This window comes from uncultured Rothia sp. (assembly GCF_916715725.1).
GTDB lineage: Bacteria > Actinomycetota > Actinomycetes > Actinomycetales > Micrococcaceae > Rothia.
In genome coordinates, this window is record NZ_CAKAPD010000010.1 from 56,661 (window position 1) to 76,318 (window position 19,658).

Consider the following 19,658-nt stretch of genomic DNA (forward strand, 5'->3'; position numbering starts at 1 on the left):
CGCGCGGTTTGTCCTGCCTAAAAACTGCCGTAGCCGCCTCCTGTTTTCGCACACTCACTCTAGGAGTTTTATGCTCACCGTCTCTACTGTGCCGCTTGTTTTGTGTACGGCACTTGTTGCATTGACTTTGTTGATTAGCGGTATTGCTAAGGCGAAGGACCCGCAGAGTACCGTGACCGGCATCCAGAATCTTGGTTTGGAGAAGATTGCGCCGACCCGTGCGGTGTCGCTGATTTTGCCGTGGTTCGAAATCGCTCTAGCCGCCGTTCTGCTGCTGTCGCCGGTGCGTTTGCCTGCGGTGATTGCTTCGGGTTTGGCGCTGATTCTGATGCTGTTCTATACGGTGGTGATTGCGCGTGCACTGGCGACGGGTCGTACTGCGGGTTGTAATTGTTTCGGTTCTGAGTCGAATGCGCCGGTGAGCCGTTACACGCTGGTGCGTAATATTGCGCTGCTGTTGGCAGCGGCTGGTGCGCATGCGAGTGCGTTGAAGGGCGGCACGGGTGTTGTGTCGACTCTGCTGGGGCTGGGTAATAGCGGCTGGACTTGGGTTTTTGGTGCGACGCTGATTGCGCTGACGTTGGAGGCTGTTCGCCGCGGTGACGCTTTGGCACAGCCGGAGCCGCAGGCTCAGGTGATCTTGCCGGAACCGGTGTATGACGAGAACGGCGAGGAGCAGTATGTTCGCATGCCGATTCCGCATGCGGCGCTGTATCTGGAGAATGGCCGTCACACGAATTTGCGTGCGTTGGCTAAGAATCAGGCGCGTGTGCTGGTGTTTGTGTCGGCGACCTGCGCTGGTTGCGTGAAGTTTTTGAAGACGATGGCTTCGTGGCAGGAGCGTCTGCCGCAGGTGGCGTTGCATCCGGTGTATTCGAGTCTGGAGTCGTTGCAGACTTCGCGTAATGCGGGTACGTTGCCGGAGGGTTTGACTCCGCTGATTGATCGTGAGGCGGGTGCGCGCGCGAATTTCGGTAATGGTGTGCCGTTGGCTGTGGTTTTGGGGGCTGATGGTCTGCTTGCTGGCGGCCCGGTGGCTGGTAATGAGCAGGTTGAGGCGCTGCTGACCGATATTGAGGAGCAGTTCGCTGAGGCTGCTCGTCTGGCTGAGGAGGAGCGTCAGGAGCAGATGCGTAAGGCGTTTGCTGAGGAGACGTCGAATACTAGCGGCGATCACCTCTAACCGTGCCCCTGTAGCTTCTCTGTGGCGCCCCAGCCTTTCGCGCTGCCCCGGTAGCCCCGCCCGGCCGCCCCGGTAGCCCCGGTAGCCCCGCCCAGCTCTTAGTCTGTCCTTACCGGCAGACGCCGGGTGGGGCTATGCTAGAACGTAGCGCACACACCGCTTATATGCCGCAGTCACCGTGCCTGGTGGCTGTTGGCGCATCCTCAACCCTGTCTAAGGAGTTTTTATGGCAATGATGAGTTTCAGCGCTCCTGCTGAGCGTGATAAGTCCCTGTGGCTGATCAAGAAGGAGAGCAACCCGAATCATTCTCAGTGGTACATTGACCGTTTTAAGGCGATGGAGGCTGAGGGTAACGACATTGCGGGTGAGTCTCGTCTGTTGGATGCTATGGCTTCTCGTGGCGCGAAGATTCTTGATGCGGGTTCCGGTCCCGGTCGTGTGGGTAAGCAGCTGCACGCGTTGGGTCACCGTGTGACGGGTGTGGATATTGATCCTGAGCTGATTGAGGAGGCGCGCCGCGTCTGCCCGGATGCTACGTGGATTACTGCCGATCTGGTGGATTTGCCGGAGGTGCTGGGCATTGAGGGTGACGCTACGGAGGAGAATGGTTTTGAGCTGCTAGTGTGTGCGGGTAATGTGATGGGTTTCTTGGCCCGTTCGACTCGTAAGCCGGTGGTTGAGAATTTCCGTCGTGTGTTGGCGCCTGGTGGCCGTGCTGTCGTGGGTTACGGTTCGGGTCCGGGCCGTGATTATGCGTTTGAGCAGTTCCTCGCTGATGCCCGCGAGGTTGGTCTGAACGTTGATAACACGTACTCTTCGTGGCAGATGCACCCGTTTGTGGAGGGCTCTTCGGAGTATTTGGTGGCGGTTCTGTCGCGCCCGGCGAGCTAGGTTCGCTTCTCAAGCTAGCGCGTAATGTGCCTTGAGTTAGGCATGCAAAAGGCCCGGTGCCTGCCCCGTGTGGGGTAGGTGCCGGGCCTTTGCGCGTTCGGAAGATACGCATCCGAAAAGAAGCACCGATGAAGAGCGGGGGTTCTAGTGGATGAGGTAGATGGTGCGGGCGAGTTCTTCGGGCATGAAGGATGCGGCGAAGAGGATTGCCACGATGATGACGGCGAGTGCAGTCATGAGGCTGGAGCGCCAGCCGGGGTGCAGTTCGTTGAAGGTGATGAGTCCCTTGTGTTCTTTGTCCATGTTGACCACGTTGATCTGCTTATAGATGGTGGTCTGAGCGGAGAGTTTGGAGGAGACTTCTCGCATGGTTTTGCCGTCCCAGACGCGGCCGTCGATGCGCATGAGCTGTTTGCCGTCTTTGTCGACGGCCCACATGGCGGGGAAGCTGCGGTAGCGTAGGCGGCCGGCGACGGTTTTGAGTTTCTGGCCGTAGGCTTTTTTGGGGTAGAGCTTTTCGACGAAGATGGTGTGGTCGATGTTTTCTAGGGGTACGGCGAACCAGCCGAAGGTGCGTGCGCGGAGCACGTGGGTTTTGGTGATGACGATGATGGTGGGTTTGAGGACTGAGTAGAGGTTGACGCCTGCGATGGTGCCGATGAGCAGTACGAGGATGGTGTACGGCAGGGCGGGTCGCTTGTAGAGGATGAAGGCGAGCGCGGCGAGGAGCACGATGGTGCCGGGGAGTGCCGCTTCGATGCGCCTGCCGTAGGAGCGCATGCGGGGGTGGAATAGTTCTTTGACTTCGCCGTATTTGGCGGGGACTTCGTGAGCGCGTTCTGCCATATACACAACTTTAGTGTGTGCGGTGCGTGAAACCTAGCGGACTACCTGCGTTACTCTGGTTCTATGCGTAATTTTTCTCCCGTGGAGCGGGTCCTGGCGATGTGGATGGTCGGTGTTGTGGTGGCGGTTTCTGTGGCTGCTGCGGCGCTGGTTATGACGAATAAGTTGGTGTATGGTCCGACGGGTCAGGTGCGGGAGTATTTTCATGCGTTGCGTACGGGTAATGGTTCGTATGCGCGTGGTTTGTTGGGTGCGCAGATTCCTGAGGGTGACGCGTCGCTGCTGGATGGGGATGCTTTGAGGCGTTCGGTGTCTTCGTTGGGTGAGGTGTCGTATGAGGTGGTGGAGACTAGCGCCGATGGTGAGCATGCGACGGTGCGTGCGTCCTATACGTTGGAGGGTTCGCGGCAGCATACGGATTTTCGGTTGCATCGTTCGGGTACGCATTGGGGCTTTTTTGATAAGTGGGCTATTGATGAGGCGTCTTTGCCGTCGGTGAAGGTCGATATTCAGGGTGTGGAGGCTGCAACGATTAATAACCGTAAGGTTGCGGTGGATCGTGGTTCTGCGTCGTTCCCGGTGTTTTACCCTGGCGTGTATGCGGTGTCGTATGATTCGACGGTTTATACGGCGCAGAAGGTGAATGAGGTGGTGACTGCGCAGGATGCGAATCATTCGGTGCGTATGGAGTTGAAGCCGAGTGATAATGCGTTGGCGTCGGTGAAGGAGCAGGTGCAGGATCATTTGAAGAAGTGCACGCAGCAGAGCACTCTTTATCCTGGTGGGTGCCCTTTTGAGTATGCGTTTACGGGCCGTGTGGATTCTGAGGTGAAGTGGTCTGTGGAGAAGGTGGCGGATCCGCAGGTGAGTGTGAGTTCGGCGGGTGTGTGGTCGTTGAAGCCGATGTCGGGTACGGCGAAGGTGTCGTTTACTCAGTTGGATTTGTATACGGGTGCGCGTTCGCAGGTGCAGAAGGAGATTCCGTTTACGTTGAAGGCGTCGGTGGAGGCGGATGCGAAGGCGGTCCGAGTCTCCTTCTAAAGCCGCTGAGCTGCGCGAGAGCCAGTATGCTCTGAACGCGACATCAGGGTGCCCAAGCGAAGCGAGGGCGGGTTCCCTGTAGGAGCGAAGAGCATACTGGCTCGTAGCTTATATGGGTTGAGAAAGGGCCAGTATTATCCGTAGCGACATCAGGGTGTCCGAGCGAAGCGAGGACGGGTGCCTCTGTAGGAGCGAGGATAATACTGACCCTTGATTCTTTTCTGTTATAGATCCCTAGTTGATACCGCGCAGGTCCAGGACGAGTTCGCTTTCGTCTGCCTCATCACCGGTCACGACAACGGGAATACCCCAGTCCTGCTGGTAGAGGTGGCATGCTGCGTGCTCGGGGATGTCACCGCCGGGGGTACCGTCGCAGGCGGCGGCGCGGGCGGTGATGTGCAGGACTGCCTCGGTCACATCGGGGTTGAGCACGAGGGTTCGGGTCAGTCCGGTGGAGGTGCCGGCGCCTTCCAGGATGAAGTTCTCGGGGGTGGATGAGATCTTCAGCTGAGTGGGGTCACCCCAGCGGGTGTCGAGCTTCTGGCCGGTGGGCACGGTGAATCGTGAGGTGAATTTGAGGGTGCCGCCGGTGAGCTTGGTAGAGGGGCGTGCAGTGGTGATGGCGCCTTCGTCGACGTGCTGTGCCTTGGCGGGGATGGAGGCGCGTACGAGCTGGTGGGCGTTGGTTTCGACGATGATGAGGCGCGGTTCTTCGCCGGGTACTTCTTCGACGAGCAGGTCGGAGGGTTCGTCGAGGCCGCGTTCGAGGGTACCGAGGGTGCCGGTTACGGGGTCCCAGCGGCGGATGGCGCCGTTGTAGGTGTCGGCGACTGCGATGGAGCCGTCGGGCAGTTCGGTCAGGCCGAGGGGGTGCTGCATGCGGGCGGTGTCGGAGTCGCCGTCGACGAAGCCGAAGTCGAACAGACCCTTGCCGACGGCGGAGGTGACCTGTACGCCGTCCTCGGTGAAGGTGACGTGGCGCAGGCCGCTGGTTTCGGAGCATGCGACCCAGAGACTGCCGTCGCGTGCTTCGATGATGCCGGAGGGCTGGGCGAACCATGCGTCGGCGGCGGGGCCGTCGGCGAGGCCTTCGACACCGGAGCCTGCGAAGATGCTAACGGTGCCGTTGATGGGTTCGTAGCCAAAGAGCTGGTGGGTACCTGCCATGGCGATGATGAACTGGCCGGCTTCGCGGGAGTAGACGGCGTCCCAGGGTGAGGAGAGCGCGATTTCGGTGGCGGGTACGCCGGCGGGGATGTGGTTGGGGTCGCCGGTGATGGCGTTGTCGCCGTCGATGACGCGCTGCACGCCGTTGCCTGCGAGGGTACGCACTTCGCCGGTGCTCAGATTGAGGGAGCGCAGGCGGTGGTTGACAGTGTCAGCTACCAGCACATCGTAGCCGAGCTGTTCCCGCAGGTTTTCGGGTACGAGGGCGAGGCCGGCAGGCTCGTTGAAGCGTGCTTCGGTGCCGGTGCCGTCGACGTGACCCTTAACGGGGTGGTTGATGGGGTCGTCGCCGCCACCGTAGGTGTTGATGACGGTGTTGAGGTCGGCTGCTACCTGCAGGATGCGGTGGCGCGCGCTGTCTGCGACGAGGTAGGTGCGCTCGCGGTTGCCGAAGAGGTTTGCGGGGCCGAATTCAGTGGGCAGTTCGATGGCTTTGCCGGGGAAGGCGTAGGTGCCGGCTGCCTTGGGGCGGGGCACGTAGGGGCCGTCGCCGCGGTGCAGGGTACCCTTCGTCTCGTGCTCGGCGACGAGCTCGCGTACGAGGGAGGTGAGGCCCTGCACGTGGCCTTCGCCGGAGAGGTGTGCGACGATGTAGCCTTCGGGGTCGACGACGACGAGGGTGGGCCATGCGCGGGCGGTGTATGCCTGCCAGGTGGTCAGTTCGGGGTCGTCGAGTACGGGGTGGGTGATGTGGTAGCGGTCGACGGCTGCGGCGAGCGCTACGGGGTCGGCTTCGTGCTCGAATTTGGGGCTGTGTACGCCGACGGTGACGAGCACGTCGGAGAATTCTTCTTCGAGGGGGCGTAGTTCGTCGAGCACGTGCAGGCAGTTGATGCAGCAGAGGGTCCAGAAGTCGAGAATAACGATTTTGCCGCGCAGGTCCTGCAGGGTGAGGTTTTTGTCGCCGGTGTTGAGCCAGGCTCGGCCTTCGAGTTCGCTGGCGCGTACGCGTACGCTGCGGGTGGTGTTCTCGCTCATGGTTCTCTCTCCTGTTGGGTGCGCCGTGTGTGGGCGCGATGGTTTGCTGTCCCCATTATGCCAGCGTGGGATGGGTGGTTCGCTGGGAGTTGAGCTTTGTGACTTGGGGGCTTAACGACCTGTCATATTAAGTCACATTGCGGGTGGCGTGTGGGTATATAAAAGCGCCCCGCACGCATCACGTTCGGATGCGCACGGGGCGAACAGGTCTAGCTAGTCGCCAGCTATGTGGTGGATACGTTTAGTTCGTAGCCAGGCTGGTCGGCTTAACGGGATTCTTCGGGGCAGGCAGGTCTCCCACCGGAGCCGGGGGCTTGGGCAACTCCAGGGACTGGTAGTCGCCCGAAACCTCCGAGGTCTTAACGTTCATAATGGAAGCCGCACCATTCTCATCAACGCTAATTACTTCACCGTTAGGCTTGACGGCAACCCAGCCGCCCTTATCAGTCACGGCGGCAACCTCACCTTCAGGGGTCACACGTACCCAACTACCGTCTTTCTCAATGCTGATGTAGTTACCGTTCTTAGCTTCGACAACAGCGATACTTCCGTCAGAGGCAGTGTACACGTTACCTTCAGTGTTCGTAGTCTTCTTGGCGGAGCGGTCTTTCTTAGCCTCTTCGACGGCTTCCTTGTAATGCGCGTATAGCTGCGGACCGTAGTTGCTATCGGTGGGGTCCGTAGGCATGGCGGAAGCACCCGACAGTCCACTCTTCTGGTTCTCGGATTCCTTAGCGGAGGCGCTCGAGCTACCTGCGGTTGCGGAAGCGGTAGCCGATGCGCTCGCCGAGGCAGACGCGCTGGAGGAGGCACTCGAGCTACCTGCGGTTGCAGAAGCAGACGCGCTGGAGGAGGTGCTCTGGCTTTCGGCGGGTGCCTTGGCGTTGGAGCTGCAGGCGGCAAGACCGAAGGTTGCGGCGAGGCTCAGGGACAGAACAGCAATAGACTTCTTCACTGTGTTCTCTTTTCTGGTAGATCCCCGTGCTATGCCGGGGAGACCTATAGTGTGGTTGTTCGTTGAGTGAGAGTTGAGTAAGAGTTAGAATCTGAGCGCCTCCCTAATCCTAACAACAGTCATGCGAAGCTTCCTATTTTCTGTAAGAGTTGAGCACAGCTTGAAGACACAAAACGCCCCGCACGCATCACGAATAGATGCGCACGGGGCGCTGGTGTCCCTGTTCTGACGGCCTGTTCGGCCCGGGGGCAGGTGCTAGTTTTTACTTGGCGCCTGCAACCTCGGAGAGGTCACCAATCTTGGTGGGCTTAACCGGGGTCTTAGCGGTGCCGCTGAAGCCGTCGATACGGCCGGGTGCCTTCGGGGTCTCGATGGTGGAGACGTCGGTCGCCTTTTCGAAGGTCTTGGTGTTCAGCACGGATGCGGTGCCGTCTGCATTGACGACGGTGTAGAGGTTGTCCTTGGGGTTGGTCTTGATCCAGGAGCCGTCCTCTTTCACGACGATGGATGTACCGTTGGAGTCCATGCTGGTCCACACACCGTTATTCTGGATGCTGACGATAGCGCCATCTTTTGATTCGAAGACAGCGAGTTTATCGGTGTAGTAGACGGTGCCGTCGCTGGTCTGCACCTTCTTCACACCGGACTCGCTCTTGAGCTGCTCCAGGGCTTTCTTGCTGGCGGTGTAGCCTGCGGAGGCTGCCTGATTGGCGGATTCCTGGCCCTTCTTGAGTGCTTCGGTTGCTTCGCTGGGCAGACCGCTGGGGGCGCTGATGGTGCCCTGGGTGGTCTTGGTTTCTGCCTTGGTGGTTTCAGCTACTGCGGAGGTGGTGCTCTTGCTGGTTGCTGCTGCGGAGGTGCTTGCGGGTGCCGAGGCAGTTGCGGAAGCGGTTGCAGAAGCAGACGCGCTTGCCGATGCGGAGGGGCTGGAGGTGGATCCGCCGGAGTTGCCGCCGCAGGCTGCGAGGCCGAGGGCGCCAGCAATGGTCAGGGACAGAACAGCAATAGACTTCTTCACTGTAGTTTCTCTTTTCTGTATGCGCCGCTCTGCAACGGCGCAGTGCGTAGTGTGGTTGACCTGTACTCCGGTATGCCCGGCGTACGCCATCATGCTAGCACCGCGACCTGAAAGCTCCCTGAGTTGTTACGGTGTCCCCTCCCCCGCTACTTTCGCTGGTCTTCTCAGCTCTACTGGTCTTCTCAGTGCAGCTTGAAGACCCAAAAACGCCCCGCACGCATCACGGTCGGATGCGCACGGGGCGTCTTCATACGTCACGGACTGTTACGCTCTGGGAGCGTCACTGGCCGTTGTTAGCTCTTGACAGCTTACTTGGGCTGTGCAGGCTTGACGGGGTTGACCTTAGCCTGTGCGGGCTTTGCGGGAACCTTCGGAGCCTTCAGGTCAGCCTTCTCGCCACCAACGAGGGAGGTTACTTCACCGGATGCGTCCACGGTTGCCTGCAGGCCGGTGTTGGACTGGATGCTCCAGGAGCCGTCAGCCTTGACTGCAACCTGGCCGTTTGCGTCCTGGCGGCTCCAGGAGCCGTCAGCCTGTACAGCTACCTGGCCCTCGTCGCCCTGAATGGACCAGCCGCCGTCCTCGGAAACGATAACGTCGCCCTCAACGGTGGAGGAGGATGCTGCGTTGCCCTCGGAGTCCTTGGACTCAGCCTTGGTGCCCTTTTCGTCGGACTCTACCTTGGAGGAGTTACCTTCGGAGTCCTTAGCGTCTACGGATGCCTTGCCGTCTGCGCCGACCTTCACGTCTGCGGAGTTGCCTTCGCCGTCGTTAGCCTTGACGGTGACGTTGCCGTCCTTGTCAACCTTCACGTCTGCAGTAGCGGAAGCGGAAGCTGCAGAGGTGGTTGCTGCCGAGGATGCCTTAGCCGATGCGCTTGCGGACGCAGTTGCCGAAGCGGATGCAGATGCAGTCGCGGTAGTGGTGGTGGAAGAGGACTGAGAGCCACATGCGCTCAGGCCCAGTGCGCCTGCGAAAGCGATGGACAGAACCGCGGTGGTCTTCTTCATTGCGGGGGCGATTGCCATTGTTTCTCCTTGTGGTTGTTAGTATGGTGCGGCTAGTTGACGACGTATTCGCGTCGTGCGCAGGATCCTTGTGGGATTCCATAACGATTATCGGTGTAACCAACCGCGTTAATTCTATCGAGTTTGGGTGTGATTATCCGGGCGTGTGGGCGTTTATCCGCATCCTAGCGAGTGGGATAGCCCATGTTTTCTCCCGGCTCGTCAGCCAGCTTCTTAGCGGCGGGGAGTGACGGGCTTGACGGGGTCAGTGCCAGCACCGGCGGGCTTGACGGGTACGGCAGGTACCTGGAAGTCACCATGACCGGTCCGCTCCCAGGAGCCATCAGCCTTCACTTCGACAACACCGGAGGTTCCGACGAGCTCCCAGGAGCCGTCTGCATTCACCTCTACATTGCCGCTGGGACCGACGCGTTCCCAAGAGCCGTCAGCTTCCACATCAACGATGTCACCGTTGGGAGTGTGGTAGGACCAGCCGCCGTCAGCATCGAGCTGAATCACGGTGTAGCCGTTGGCGGTGCTGACGGTAACGCTACCGGAGGTGCCGTTCGAGTTGTTCTTGGAGCCGGCGCTCTCCCCTGCCTTCTCGTCGACCTTTGCGGAGGAGCCGGAGTTGTTGGATGCCGAGCCGTTAGCTGCCGAGCCGCCGTTGACGGTTGCGTTGCCGCTAGCGTCTGCGGTGACGCCGGTACCGTTGGCGCCGTTGACGGTCACGCCGTCTTCGGTGACGGTGACGGTGCCCTGGGAGCTGCTTGCGGTGGCGCTCGGGGAGGCTGCGTCGCTTGCCTTGACGGTGACCTTGCCGTTGCCTGCGTTGACCGCTGCGTCAGCGGTGGAGGATGCCTTGGCGGTGGCGGTGGCGGTGGCGGTGGGTGCCGGGTTGGAGGTGTTCTGTGCACCGCAGGCGCTCAGGCCCAGTGCTGCGATTGCCGCGATGGACAGTGCGGCTGCGCCGGTGCGGAGGCGGTGGTTGGTGGGCGGTGCGGAAGTACGCTGAGCATGGCGTGCCATGAGGGCTTCTCCTTGTGAGTCCCGGAGGGTCGGTCGTCCGGGGTTTGTATGGTTGATTTTCCGGATGGGATGGGGCCGTTGTGTATGGTGTGTGGCTTTTCCTTCGCCGGTGATTCCAGCTTAGGGTGTGAGTCTAAGATTGAGCTTTAGTTTGCTGTGTTTAAGCTGTGTTCGGTCGGCAATGTATAAGTATTTTTTCCAGCGGGGTTTCATATTCGCGGTTTTTCGCTCAGCTTATGCATAGCTTTCTGCTCACATGTATAAATTTTCTTTATTTTTTCTGTAGTACACCATAGCTTCCCCTATGAAACCGGGCTACTTTCTGTGTTTTATGGCTCGAGTTGAAGGTTAGGGTCCCGAAGACCCACCTTGCACACTCTCCTCGCTACGTGCACCGCCCCAGCCCCCGCCTCGCTATCTTCCCCGCCACGTACATCCTTAGACCCACGTACGTCCTTAGACCAAGGGATAAGCATTCGAACATAATAAAAGACCCCCACCGTAAAGATGAGGGTCTTTTATCAGATTCAAAGTCTCAAGAATTACTTCTTAGCGACTGCTGCCTTCAGCTTGGAGCCTGCGGTCAGCTTCACGCCGTGACCGGCGGGAATCTGAATGGTTTCGCCGGTCTGCGGGTTACGGCCGGTACGAGCTGCACGGTCGGTGCGCTCGATTGCCATCCAACCGGGGATGGTGATCTTCTCGCCCTTGGAGACGGAAGACTCGAAAACCTGGAACACTGCGTCGAGGACTGCATTCACGGTTGCCTGGCTCTTGCCAGACTTCTCTGCAACCTCTGCAACGAGTTCGGTACGGTTCTTAGCCATTAGGGTGCCCCTTCCAGAGACTTAAGGTTTGAGTCTAAAGCGAGTGACCGTCGGTAACGACGGAAAACCGTTTAGGAACTAAAATACCAGATTTACCAGCTGGACTTGGTGATACCGGGCAGCTCGCCACGGTGTGCCATCTCGCGGAAGCGCACGCGGGAGATACCGAACTTCTGGAAGGTACCGCGGGGGCGGCCGTCGATCTGGTCGCGGTTACGCACGCGAACGGGGGAAGCGTTGCGGGGCAGCTTCTGCAGTGCCACGCGTGCTGCTTCGCGCTCCTCGGGGGTAGCGTTCTCGTCGATCAGGGTCTTCTTCAGCGCGATACGCTTCTCGTTGTAGCGAGCGACGATGACCTTGCGCTGCTCGTTGCGAGCGATCTTGGACTTCTTAGCCATTCTTAGCGCTCCTCTCGGAAGTCAACGTGCTTGCGGACGACGGGGTCGTACTTCTTCAGCACCATGCGGTCGGGGTTGTTGCGGCGGTTCTTACGGGTCACGTAGGTGTAACCGGTGCCAGCAGTGGACTTGAGCTTGATGATAGGACGGAGGTCCTTAGCCTTGGATGCCATTTACTAGATCTTCTCCCCGCGTGCGATGATTTCTGCAACAACGGCATCGATGCCACGAGCATCGATAACCTTGATGCCCTTAGCGGACACGTTCAGGGTTACCTTACGACGCAACGAAGGAACCCAGTAGGTCTTCTTCTGAACGTTCGGGTCGAATCGACGCTTGTTGCGGCGATGCGAGTGCGAAATGCTGTGTCCAAAGCCGGGAACAGCTCCGGTCACCTGGCAGACTGCTGCCATGTTTCACTCCTTTATTGATTGACTTTTATGACGGTACGCAGTCGATGTTACTCGTGAGCGTCCCGCCACCAATGTAGAAGCACCGGGTTATTCGCCGGGCTAGAGTGTTTGAGATCGTCACGTGGGTGAGAGGCCACGCATCGATCCCCGCCGCGGGAAAAACGGTGAAGCTTATTAGTGTCGAGAGGCGTTTCCACCACTACGAACAGCGTTAAATTCTAGGTAAATACGGGGGTTCGTGCAAGCCTGCACGCCGGATTTTGCCTTAAAAATCCGCGGAATCTCGGTGTTCTGAGCCGATTGCACCTCATTTAAGCGAAGTGCTCGATTCGCGGATGCACGCCTGCCTTCGAACGGCAAACATACCTATCCATTCTACCAAAAATGGGTGTTTTTGCAAGTCCAGAAGTTTTTAAGGGATTCTTTAACGCCCCTAGTCAGGCGTTAATGCGCCATTTTAAGAACGGTTATTCTCTATGTGACCGGGGATAAATTACACCGGTGAAATTCATGTTGTGAGATTAACAGCTTAAGCCGGATTTAAGTCGTAAACAGCCCCGCACCACCGATTCTCGCGGTGTGCGCAGGGCTGTTAAACAGGCTTAAACACGCGTTTAAAGAGCATTTAACTCTCGTTTTAACGCTTCCGCCCCGGTTTTGAAGGGCAGTTAAAGGGGTCGTAACGGTACAAGTAACGGCGGATTTACCGTTCCAGTTATGGCGTAGAGGCGAGCACAAATACGGTACAGATACGGCATAGATACAGCACAAATACAGTGCAGGGCACTCCCCCGGCATACAGTTCTACGCCGTACCGTGCGCCTCCGTGAGCTTAGTTCTTATGTGTGCCTAGTTCTTAAGGCTTGCCGCGGGGACCCACTGCGGGTACTTGGGGCTCACACCATCGCCGGAGCTCGTACCCTTCAAGCGGCGGCCGATCCACGGCAGGGCAAACTCACGAACCCAGCGCGCCTCCTGCTCGACCTTCTCGCGAACGGTCAGCTGCACCTCCGGGGGCAGTACAGGTTCGGTGACCACACCGGGCAGGCCGAGCTGTGCCAGCACGCGGGACGCGAAGCGTTCGTGACCGAGGTCGTTCATGTGCAGGCGATCGTCAGCCCACAGGCGCCAGTCGAGGAAGTCATTCCAGCGCCAGTAGTCGATAATGTGCGCGCCGTGGTCTTCGGCGATGCCACGCAGTAGTTCGTTGTAGGTGGCGGTGCGGCCGCGGGTGCGGGCGAAGGGGCCCTGGCCCTGCACGTCCAGGCCGGTTATAGTAAGCACTTCGATTCCTTCGCCGCGCAGGGTGGCGAAGGCTTCGTCTACGTGGGTCATGAGCTGGTCGATATCCACGTTGGGTCGCATGATGTCGTTGCCGCCGCCGTAGAAGGTGACGAGGTTGGGCTTCAGCGTCAGGGCTGCCGGCAGCTGCTCTTCGAGGATGGGAATGAGCAGGCGGCCGCGGATAGCGAGGTTTGCATACTGCGCCTGCGGGTCTACTGCACCGAGGCCTTCGGCAACGCGGTCTGCCCAGCCGCGCAGGCTGTTGGGGCGGCGGCGGTCAACGTCGCCCACGCCTTCGGTGAAGGAGTCGCCGATTGCCACGTAGCGTACTGATTCACCGTTGAGCTTGCCGTTGGGGTCTAGGAGCGGGGTCGTCATTGTGTTCTTCTTTCCGGGCCTCTATAGAGAATGACCCTTCTGTGGAAGAGGCCGGCACACCTGCGCGGTGTACCGGCTTCTTCGCTTAGCTTTCGGTGCGTCCTGCTTTCCAGTATCCCACTGTTGAGGGTTCTTCTTCAGACATGAGCGGAGGTTTCTTAGGATGCGACAGCTGACCCGGTAGCTGCGGATGCCCTCCGCGGATGGGGAACAACCACCACGCTACCGTCGTTAAACGGGTCCGCAACCTCGGCCTTCAGGCTAAAGATGGTGTGCAGGTTCTCACGGGTGAGCACTTCGTGTGCTTCGCCTTGGGCGACGATGGAGCCGTCCTTCATAGCGACGAGGTAATCAGCGACTCGGGCGGCGAGGTTCAGTTCGTGCAGCACCATGATCATGGTGGTGCCGCGCTGTTCATTGAGGTCCGAGAGCAGGTCGAGTAGCTCCACCTGGTGTGCCAGGTCGAGGTAGGTGGTCGGCTCGTCCAGCAGTAGAATGTCAGTTTCTTGGGCGAGCGCCATGGCAATCCAGACACGCTGACGTTGGCCGCCGGAGAGTTCGGTGACCTGTCGTTCGGCGAGGGACATAGTGTCGGTGGCTTCTAGCGCCCAGGCGACCGCCTCATCATCTTCGGCGCTATTGCGTTTGAAGAGGCCTTGGTAGGGGTAGCGGCCGCGGGAGACCAGGTCTGCTACGGTAATTCCTTCGGGGGCGATGGGATGCTGGGGCATCAGCCCGACCATGCGGGCGAAGCCCTTCATGGAGTATTCGTGGGTGGGTTTGCCGTCGAGGGTGAAGTCGCCGTTGAGCGGCTTGAGTAGTCGGGAGACACCGCGTAGCAGGGTGGATTTACCGCAGCCATTGGGGCCGATAACGGCGGTGATTTTGCCCTTGGGGAATTCGAGGGAGAGGTCTTTGACGATGGTGGTTTCGCCGTAGCCGAGGCTGACGTTCTCAACTTTGAGGGTGCGTTCGGTGATTTCTTTCATGGCGTCCTTTCTTCTCTAAGGCTTCTCCCGGGAGTCTCCTAACTTAGCCTATCCTAATTTCGGGTTAGAAAACAGCAGATCCCCCGCACTGTTCATACTTCTGTCGAACAGTGCGGGGGATCCGCTGTATTGGCGAACTTTAGAGGTTCACTTTTCCGCTCACGAGCCAGCCGCCTTCCGCTGCACGCTGGAAGACTTCCTGAGCCATGGTACGGCCGTAGGTCTTGGAGACATGGTTGTCGTCGAGGTAGACGTAGATGTTTCCAACCACGGGGCTGCACATGCCGTCCGGGCAGTACACGTCTTTCAGGTCCACCATGACGGCACCCTGGTTGCGGTACTTGTCGAAGATTTCCTTTGCAGGGTTTTCTGCGGCGTACTTGTCGCTTGCGGGTCGTGCGCAGGAGCTCTTGTCGGCGCCGGCCTTCTGAGCGCATTCGTAGATGTTGTACTCGAAGCGCGGGTTATCGCGCAGGCCAATGACCTGGACTCCTGCCTCGGTGAGGCGGCGGACCGTCTCGTCGAGGCTCGGGTCGACTCGTTCGTCGTTCGATCGTGCCTGGGCAACGGTGGCGATGAGCACCACGGTCTGCGGCTTACGCTTGAGAATTTCCTCGGTCATCTTGGTGTTGAATTCCGAGCATTCGTTGCTGGCGTTGACGGCGCGGACCGGGTACTGGCAACCACCGAGCAGGTAGGTCTGCAGGTTGGTTTTGGTCTGTTCTGCGATGGGCTTGAAGATGCTCAGCGCCTGTTCGGCGTGGGAGTTACCGATGACCATGGTCAGCGGTGCGTCCTCGGGGCCGTACTTCTGCAGGCTGCAGTACTTGGCGAGTGCCGGGTCGGAGGGCGCGAAGCTGCCAACGCAGGGGTCGCTCAGCCCGTCGAACTGGGTTTTGACGTCACCACCGGAGGGGATGGGGCTGTCAATGAGTCCCTGCTGGGCGCCGCCGATAGCGCGGGCGCCGGGGTAGTTTTCGCTGGCGGTCTGTACCTGCAGTTCGGCGTTCTGCTCGGACTGGGTGTTGCGGTAGCCTACCCATGCCTGTGCGGCTACCAGGGGTACGCCTGCGACCAGGAAGATCGCGAGGATGAAGGCGAGCTGGTCTGCCCAGGTCTTGACCGAGAAGACGGTCTTGAAGCGCATCTTCATCATGAGCCAGGGTACGAAGGGGTCCTTGCGGTAGCGCAGCGGCTTCTCGACGAAGCGGATGAGCAACCATGCCAGGCCGATGGAAGCAAGGATGATGATGGCGCCTTCGATGAAGTTCACGCGGGAGGTACCGACGGCGCTGCTGTAGAGAATGAGGATGGGCCAGTGCACCAGGTACAGGGCGTAGGAGATGTTGCCGAGGTTCTGCAGGGGTGCGGAGACCAGCAGGCGGTCGATGCCCCAGCGGCTGTTGGTGCGGCCTGCCATGATGACGAGCGCGCCGGAGAGCACGGGCCAGAGCGCCAGGTAGCCGGGGAACGCTCGTTCAACGGGCAGGATTGCGCCACAGGTAACCAGACCAATAATGCCGACCCAGCCCATAACTACTCGAGCCTTCTCGGGTGCCTTCCACTTGAGGGTGAGCATTGCCAGCAGGGTGCCGATGGCGAATTCCCACAGGCGGGTGCGGGTGTCGAAGTAGGCGAATCCCTGGTTGGTGTCGGTTTCGACGATGGAGAAGGTCAGGGATGCGACGAACACCGTGTTGAAGATGAATACCGCGGTGGTGAAGAGGTTCCCGCGGAATCGGTGCACGACGTAGGCTACTGCGGCGAAGAGCAGGGGCCAGATGATGAAGATCTGTCCCTGGATGGAGAGCGACCAGAAGTGCTGGAAGGGTGACTTCACGGAGGCGTTTTGGGCGTAGTAGTCTACGGAGCTGAACGCGAGGTTCCAGTTCTGGAAGTAGAACAGGGAGCTCCTTGCATCGGTTACGGTTTGCGACCAGCGACTGGGCGCGAGCACGAAGAAGGACGCAATGGTGGTACCCGCGATAACCACGGTGGCTACGGGTAGCAGTCGCTGGAAGACGTGCATCCAGTAGCTGAAGAGATTGAGGGGTTTGCCTTCGTTGATCTTGCGCATGAAGGAGAGCGAGAGCAGGAAGGCGGAGATGAAGAGGAAGACATCCACACCGCCGGAGACTTTGCCGACCCAGACATGGTAGAGCACCACGAGGAGCACGGCGAAGGCTCGCAGGCCCTGGATTTCGGGGCGGAATCCTCGCGATTCGATGAATTCTTCGAGGGGGTAGTCGTTGGTTTCGCGTGCTTTGACGGTGCGCAGCGCCGCGGTACGGGTGCCCTGCGAGGCGGAGGCCTGCGGGGTTCCGGAGGTTTCAGACATACTTGGTTCCTCAGGGCGGGTGGACGATGTGCTAGTGCGAGTCCCTTAGACACTACAGGACACTCGTACAATAAAATCCTGATCCGCACCTCTGCTATGAGGCTGGTGCGAACCAGGATTTTTCTGAGCCCCCTACCGGATTCGAACCGGTGACCCTCTGTTTACAAGACAGATGCTCTGGCCAACTGAGCTAAGGAGGCAACCTGTCCAGTGTACCTTATTCTCTTGGTTGAGTCTGCTTAGTTGTTCTTTTAGGGTTTGGTTGAGAATACTTCTAAATTATGGGGTGATGGTATGTTCGTTTCCTTCGCTTTCTCCCTTCCAATCAGCCCCTCTGTAGGAGGCTCCAGGCGCCGCTTCCAGCGCTTCGTCGGTTCCTCCCCCTCACCGTTGCGCTTCTTTATCACCGGCGCGCACCGCTCTTTTCCAAAGCTTCAGATGCATACGGAAAAACCCGGTAGCCTCACGCGGAGGTTACCGGGTTTTCGTATCGAAGCGGTTACTTCTTCTTAGCTTCGATCTTGCTCTTCAGGAAGGCACTGAAGTCGTTGCTGGTGTACTGGTCACCATCAACGAAGACGGTGGGGGTACCCTTAATACCGTTCTTTGCGGATTCAGCGTTGACCACGTCCACGAAGGGGCGCCACTTGCCGTCGTTCATATCGGAGCCAATGGAGGCGTGGTACTTCGAGGCGATGTCAGCGATCTGCTGGTTGTTCATGTCGCCGCTACCCTGGTGAGTGAAGATCTCACGCTGGTAGTTCAGGAAGTCGCTGGTGCTGACCTGGTTTGCCACGGAGTATGCTGCTGCCGCGTTACGTGCGGAGTATGCGGTGGGCGAGGAACGGTCCAGGAAGGTCAGGTTACGGATTTCCAGGGTGATGGTGCCGTCTTCGACGAGCTTCTGGATTTCCTCACCGTACTTCTTCTCAAACTCTGCACAGTGCACGCAGTTGTAGTCCTGGAAGATGGTCACGCGAACGGGCTGGCCGTTCTTGGATGCCTCTTCAGCGGTCTGCACGCCCGGGGGCATGGTGTTGACTGCTGCTGCGGTTCCGTTAACCATGGGGGTCACGGAGGAGGTCGAGGTTACAAGCTGCTTGAAGTCGCGGGTCTCCTGGGTGGAGGAGTTTTTGACGATTCCGTCCTTGGTCAGCACAATGCCACCGTATTCGTTGGCGCTGGCGGGCACGGGGCCGCTTTCTGCTACCTTGGTGTTCTTGTTGCCGTTGATTACGACGAAGCCGATGATACCTACGATGACGAGGACCACGGCGAGTACGCCGAGCTGGAGCCAGCGGCGGCTTGCCTGGCTGGGGCTCTTCTTGGCCTGCTGTGCCGCAATCTGGCGGGCTTTTTCGCGGGCGTCGGTCGACATGCCTGCTCCTTTGGTTGGGAATATGGGTGGCGGTTCATCCACTGTTCTAGCCTACCCCTTATAGAGTAAGCACCCGTCAGGGTATAGCTCCAGAGGTCTAGCTTCCTGCCGTTTGAAACAGCTGAAAGTCATGTCGAGCAGGTGCCACCGTGAAGGCTGGTTCTGCTCGCGCTCTGTCGTGGACGTACCTCGCTACCCGTCTAGCCTACCGAATGGGTGCCTTATCGGCTAGTTAATACCCTGACTGAGATACTGTGAGGTGTATTCTCACGCTCTCAGCTTATTTTCCTCGTAAACTTCTGTAGCATTAGGAGGCTCCTCTCCCCTGCCACAAGTAGCGCACAAGTATAGCGCCGAGGCACCCATCCGGTTCAGCTCACCAGCTGCTAGGGAATGTTGTAGATTTCTACTCCCCCAATGAACGGGCGGGTGTCGAAGTTCCCCTTCCACTCCACGCTCAGGCCGTGCTTCTCCAGTACGGGGATAATAGTGTCCTTCATGAGCTCCACGGAGAGCTTCTTGTGAAGAGCGCTGATCTCTTCCTTCTGCGCATCGCTCAGCGCGTTCCATTCATTTTCGTCCCTGGGGTAGGCGAGGAAGGAGCCGAACCCAACGTAGGTGCCGCCGCTCTCAGCGAGGCTTTCGGTGTCCTGCTGGTGGAAGTAGATGTATCCCTTCCATTCACGGCTGTCGTCGATCTCGTCCCAGATTTCTGCGGAGGCGCAGGTACCGCAGCAGGTGAAGTTCTGTCGTGCGATAACTCCTTCTTCTTCGAGCGCTGCGAAGGCACGGTTGAGGTTGGAGTTCTTCTGCATTTCGGGGGTAATGCCCAGCTCAGCGGCGAATGCACGACGACGCTTGATGAGCTCTTCCACGTAGTCCTCTACGCGCTTCTCCCAGAGCTTGCTGTCTTCATTCTCCCCATCGTATTCCAGACCGAGTACGTCCATCACATAATCGGTGATGGTTTCTACGTACTGCTCAGTATCAGATTCCCCCATGAACAGCAGGGGCCAGATAGGCCAGAGCAGCTCGGCTTCATCTTCTTCATCCAGCCCCCATTCTTTGGGGAAGGGCGGGTCGAGGCGTTCTTCGCTCCAGCGCTCGTAGATGCTCTTCTCATCGGCCATGATGATGCTCCTTTGCGTGTTCTCTACTCGTTCGGGTAGAGATGTGGATTGCTCTTGTTGTTAAGGTACCAAGAGTTTCTCCACCGTGCCCTCTGCTTCGTCATTCAGGCGGATCTGTGAACTCCCCATCTCGTTACCTCTGCAGTAGGCTGGCACGCTGTCGGGCTGGCTCTGCAACCATGTTCCCCTGCTTCTCTGCTGCGTCTCTGTACCTCTGCTGAGTTATGGGGCTTTCGGTTCAAAAGTTTTTGGGTACACAAAAAGAGGGGAAGACCTATAAGGTCTTCCCCTCTTGAATAAAAAACCCGCGGTGACCTACTCTCCCACACCCACAAAAGTGCAGTACC

Annotated in this window: 18 protein-coding genes and 1 tRNA gene; 3 read left to right on the forward strand and 16 right to left on the reverse strand. The window is 58.9% G+C overall.

Annotated features, from left to right (window positions below):
* Positions 1–70 precede the first annotated feature (70 nt).
* On the forward strand, positions 71–1,183 hold the full coding sequence (locus tag QZ822_RS06750) for a MauE/DoxX family redox-associated membrane protein (protein WP_294643508.1): 1,113 nt from the start codon (positions 71–73) through the stop codon (positions 1,181–1,183).
* 226 nt (positions 1,184–1,409) lie between these two features.
* Positions 1,410–2,075, forward strand: coding sequence for a bifunctional 2-polyprenyl-6-hydroxyphenol methylase/3-demethylubiquinol 3-O-methyltransferase UbiG (locus tag QZ822_RS06755; protein ID WP_294643510.1), 666 nt, complete (start codon positions 1,410–1,412; stop codon positions 2,073–2,075).
* 144 nt (positions 2,076–2,219) lie between these two features.
* On the opposite strand, the gene QZ822_RS06760 is transcribed toward QZ822_RS06755, so the two are convergent.
* Positions 2,220–2,921 (reverse strand): hypothetical protein, encoded by a 702-nt coding sequence (locus tag QZ822_RS06760; protein ID WP_294643512.1) that lies wholly within the window; start codon positions 2,919–2,921, stop codon positions 2,220–2,222.
* Positions 2,922–2,984: 63 nt separating this feature from the next.
* On the opposite strand from QZ822_RS06760, the gene QZ822_RS06765 reads away from it, so the two are divergent.
* Complete coding sequence (locus QZ822_RS06765) at positions 2,985–3,962, forward strand: hypothetical protein (protein ID WP_294643513.1); 978 nt, start codon at positions 2,985–2,987, stop codon at positions 3,960–3,962.
* Between the two features lie 234 nt (positions 3,963–4,196).
* Here QZ822_RS06765 and QZ822_RS06770 read toward each other — a convergent pair whose 3' ends face one another.
* From QZ822_RS06770 to QZ822_RS06840, 15 genes are all read right to left on the reverse strand, one after another.
* The gene (locus QZ822_RS06770) at positions 4,197–6,167 is read right to left on the reverse strand and encodes an NHL domain-containing thioredoxin family protein (RefSeq protein WP_294643515.1); all 1,971 of its coding nucleotides are present in this window, start codon (positions 6,165–6,167) and stop codon (positions 4,197–4,199) included.
* Positions 6,168–6,408: 241 nt separating this feature from the next.
* Entirely contained in the window at positions 6,409–7,122 is a 714-nt protein-coding gene (locus QZ822_RS06775; protein WP_294643517.1) for a transcriptional regulator, read from the reverse strand.
* 262 nt (positions 7,123–7,384) lie between these two features.
* A complete protein-coding gene (locus QZ822_RS06780) occupies positions 7,385–8,140 on the reverse strand; it encodes a preprotein translocase subunit SecD (RefSeq protein ID WP_294643519.1) in 756 nt (251 codons plus the stop codon).
* A 308-nt stretch (positions 8,141–8,448) separates the two neighbouring features.
* Positions 8,449–9,168: a hypothetical protein gene (locus QZ822_RS06785; RefSeq protein WP_294643521.1), complete on the reverse strand. Its 720-nt coding sequence runs from the start codon at positions 9,166–9,168 to the stop codon at positions 8,449–8,451.
* 213 nt (positions 9,169–9,381) lie between these two features.
* Positions 9,382–10,176, reverse strand: a complete 795-nt coding sequence (locus QZ822_RS06790; protein WP_294643523.1) for a hypothetical protein — start codon at positions 10,174–10,176, stop codon at positions 9,382–9,384.
* A 542-nt stretch (positions 10,177–10,718) separates the two neighbouring features.
* Positions 10,719–11,003: an HU family DNA-binding protein gene (locus tag QZ822_RS06795; protein ID WP_005509029.1), complete on the reverse strand. Its 285-nt coding sequence runs from the start codon at positions 11,001–11,003 to the stop codon at positions 10,719–10,721.
* Positions 11,004–11,095: 92 nt separating this feature from the next.
* Positions 11,096–11,401 (reverse strand): 30S ribosomal protein S14, encoded by a 306-nt coding sequence (gene rpsN / locus QZ822_RS06800; protein WP_005506731.1) that lies wholly within the window; start codon positions 11,399–11,401, stop codon positions 11,096–11,098.
* A gap of 2 nt (positions 11,402–11,403) precedes the next feature.
* Positions 11,404–11,574: a 50S ribosomal protein L33 gene (gene rpmG, locus QZ822_RS06805; protein ID WP_004005967.1), complete on the reverse strand. Its 171-nt coding sequence runs from the start codon at positions 11,572–11,574 to the stop codon at positions 11,404–11,406.
* A 3-nt stretch (positions 11,575–11,577) separates the two neighbouring features.
* On the reverse strand, positions 11,578–11,814 hold the full coding sequence (rpmB, locus tag QZ822_RS06810) for a 50S ribosomal protein L28 (RefSeq protein ID WP_004005966.1): 237 nt from the start codon (positions 11,812–11,814) through the stop codon (positions 11,578–11,580).
* Between the two features lie 849 nt (positions 11,815–12,663).
* The gene (locus QZ822_RS06815; protein WP_294643525.1) at positions 12,664–13,476 is read right to left on the reverse strand and encodes an SGNH/GDSL hydrolase family protein; all 813 of its coding nucleotides are present in this window, start codon (positions 13,474–13,476) and stop codon (positions 12,664–12,666) included.
* Positions 13,477–13,634: 158 nt separating this feature from the next.
* Complete coding sequence (locus tag QZ822_RS06820; RefSeq protein WP_294643527.1) at positions 13,635–14,465, reverse strand: ABC transporter ATP-binding protein; 831 nt, start codon at positions 14,463–14,465, stop codon at positions 13,635–13,637.
* Between the two features lie 139 nt (positions 14,466–14,604).
* Positions 14,605–16,803 carry an acyltransferase family protein gene (locus tag QZ822_RS06825; protein WP_294643528.1) on the reverse strand — a complete coding sequence of 733 codons (2,199 nt, stop codon included), beginning with the start codon at positions 16,801–16,803 and terminating at the stop codon, positions 14,605–14,607.
* Positions 16,804–16,929: 126 nt separating this feature from the next.
* Positions 16,930–17,003 (reverse strand) — tRNA-Thr (locus QZ822_RS06830).
* 299 nt (positions 17,004–17,302) lie between these two features.
* A complete protein-coding gene (locus tag QZ822_RS06835) occupies positions 17,303–18,181 on the reverse strand; it encodes a thioredoxin domain-containing protein (RefSeq protein ID WP_294643530.1) in 879 nt (292 codons plus the stop codon).
* 386 nt (positions 18,182–18,567) lie between these two features.
* On the reverse strand, positions 18,568–19,311 hold the full coding sequence (locus tag QZ822_RS06840; RefSeq protein ID WP_294643532.1) for a DUF6891 domain-containing protein: 744 nt from the start codon (positions 19,309–19,311) through the stop codon (positions 18,568–18,570).
* Positions 19,312–19,658: the final 347 nt, after the last annotated feature.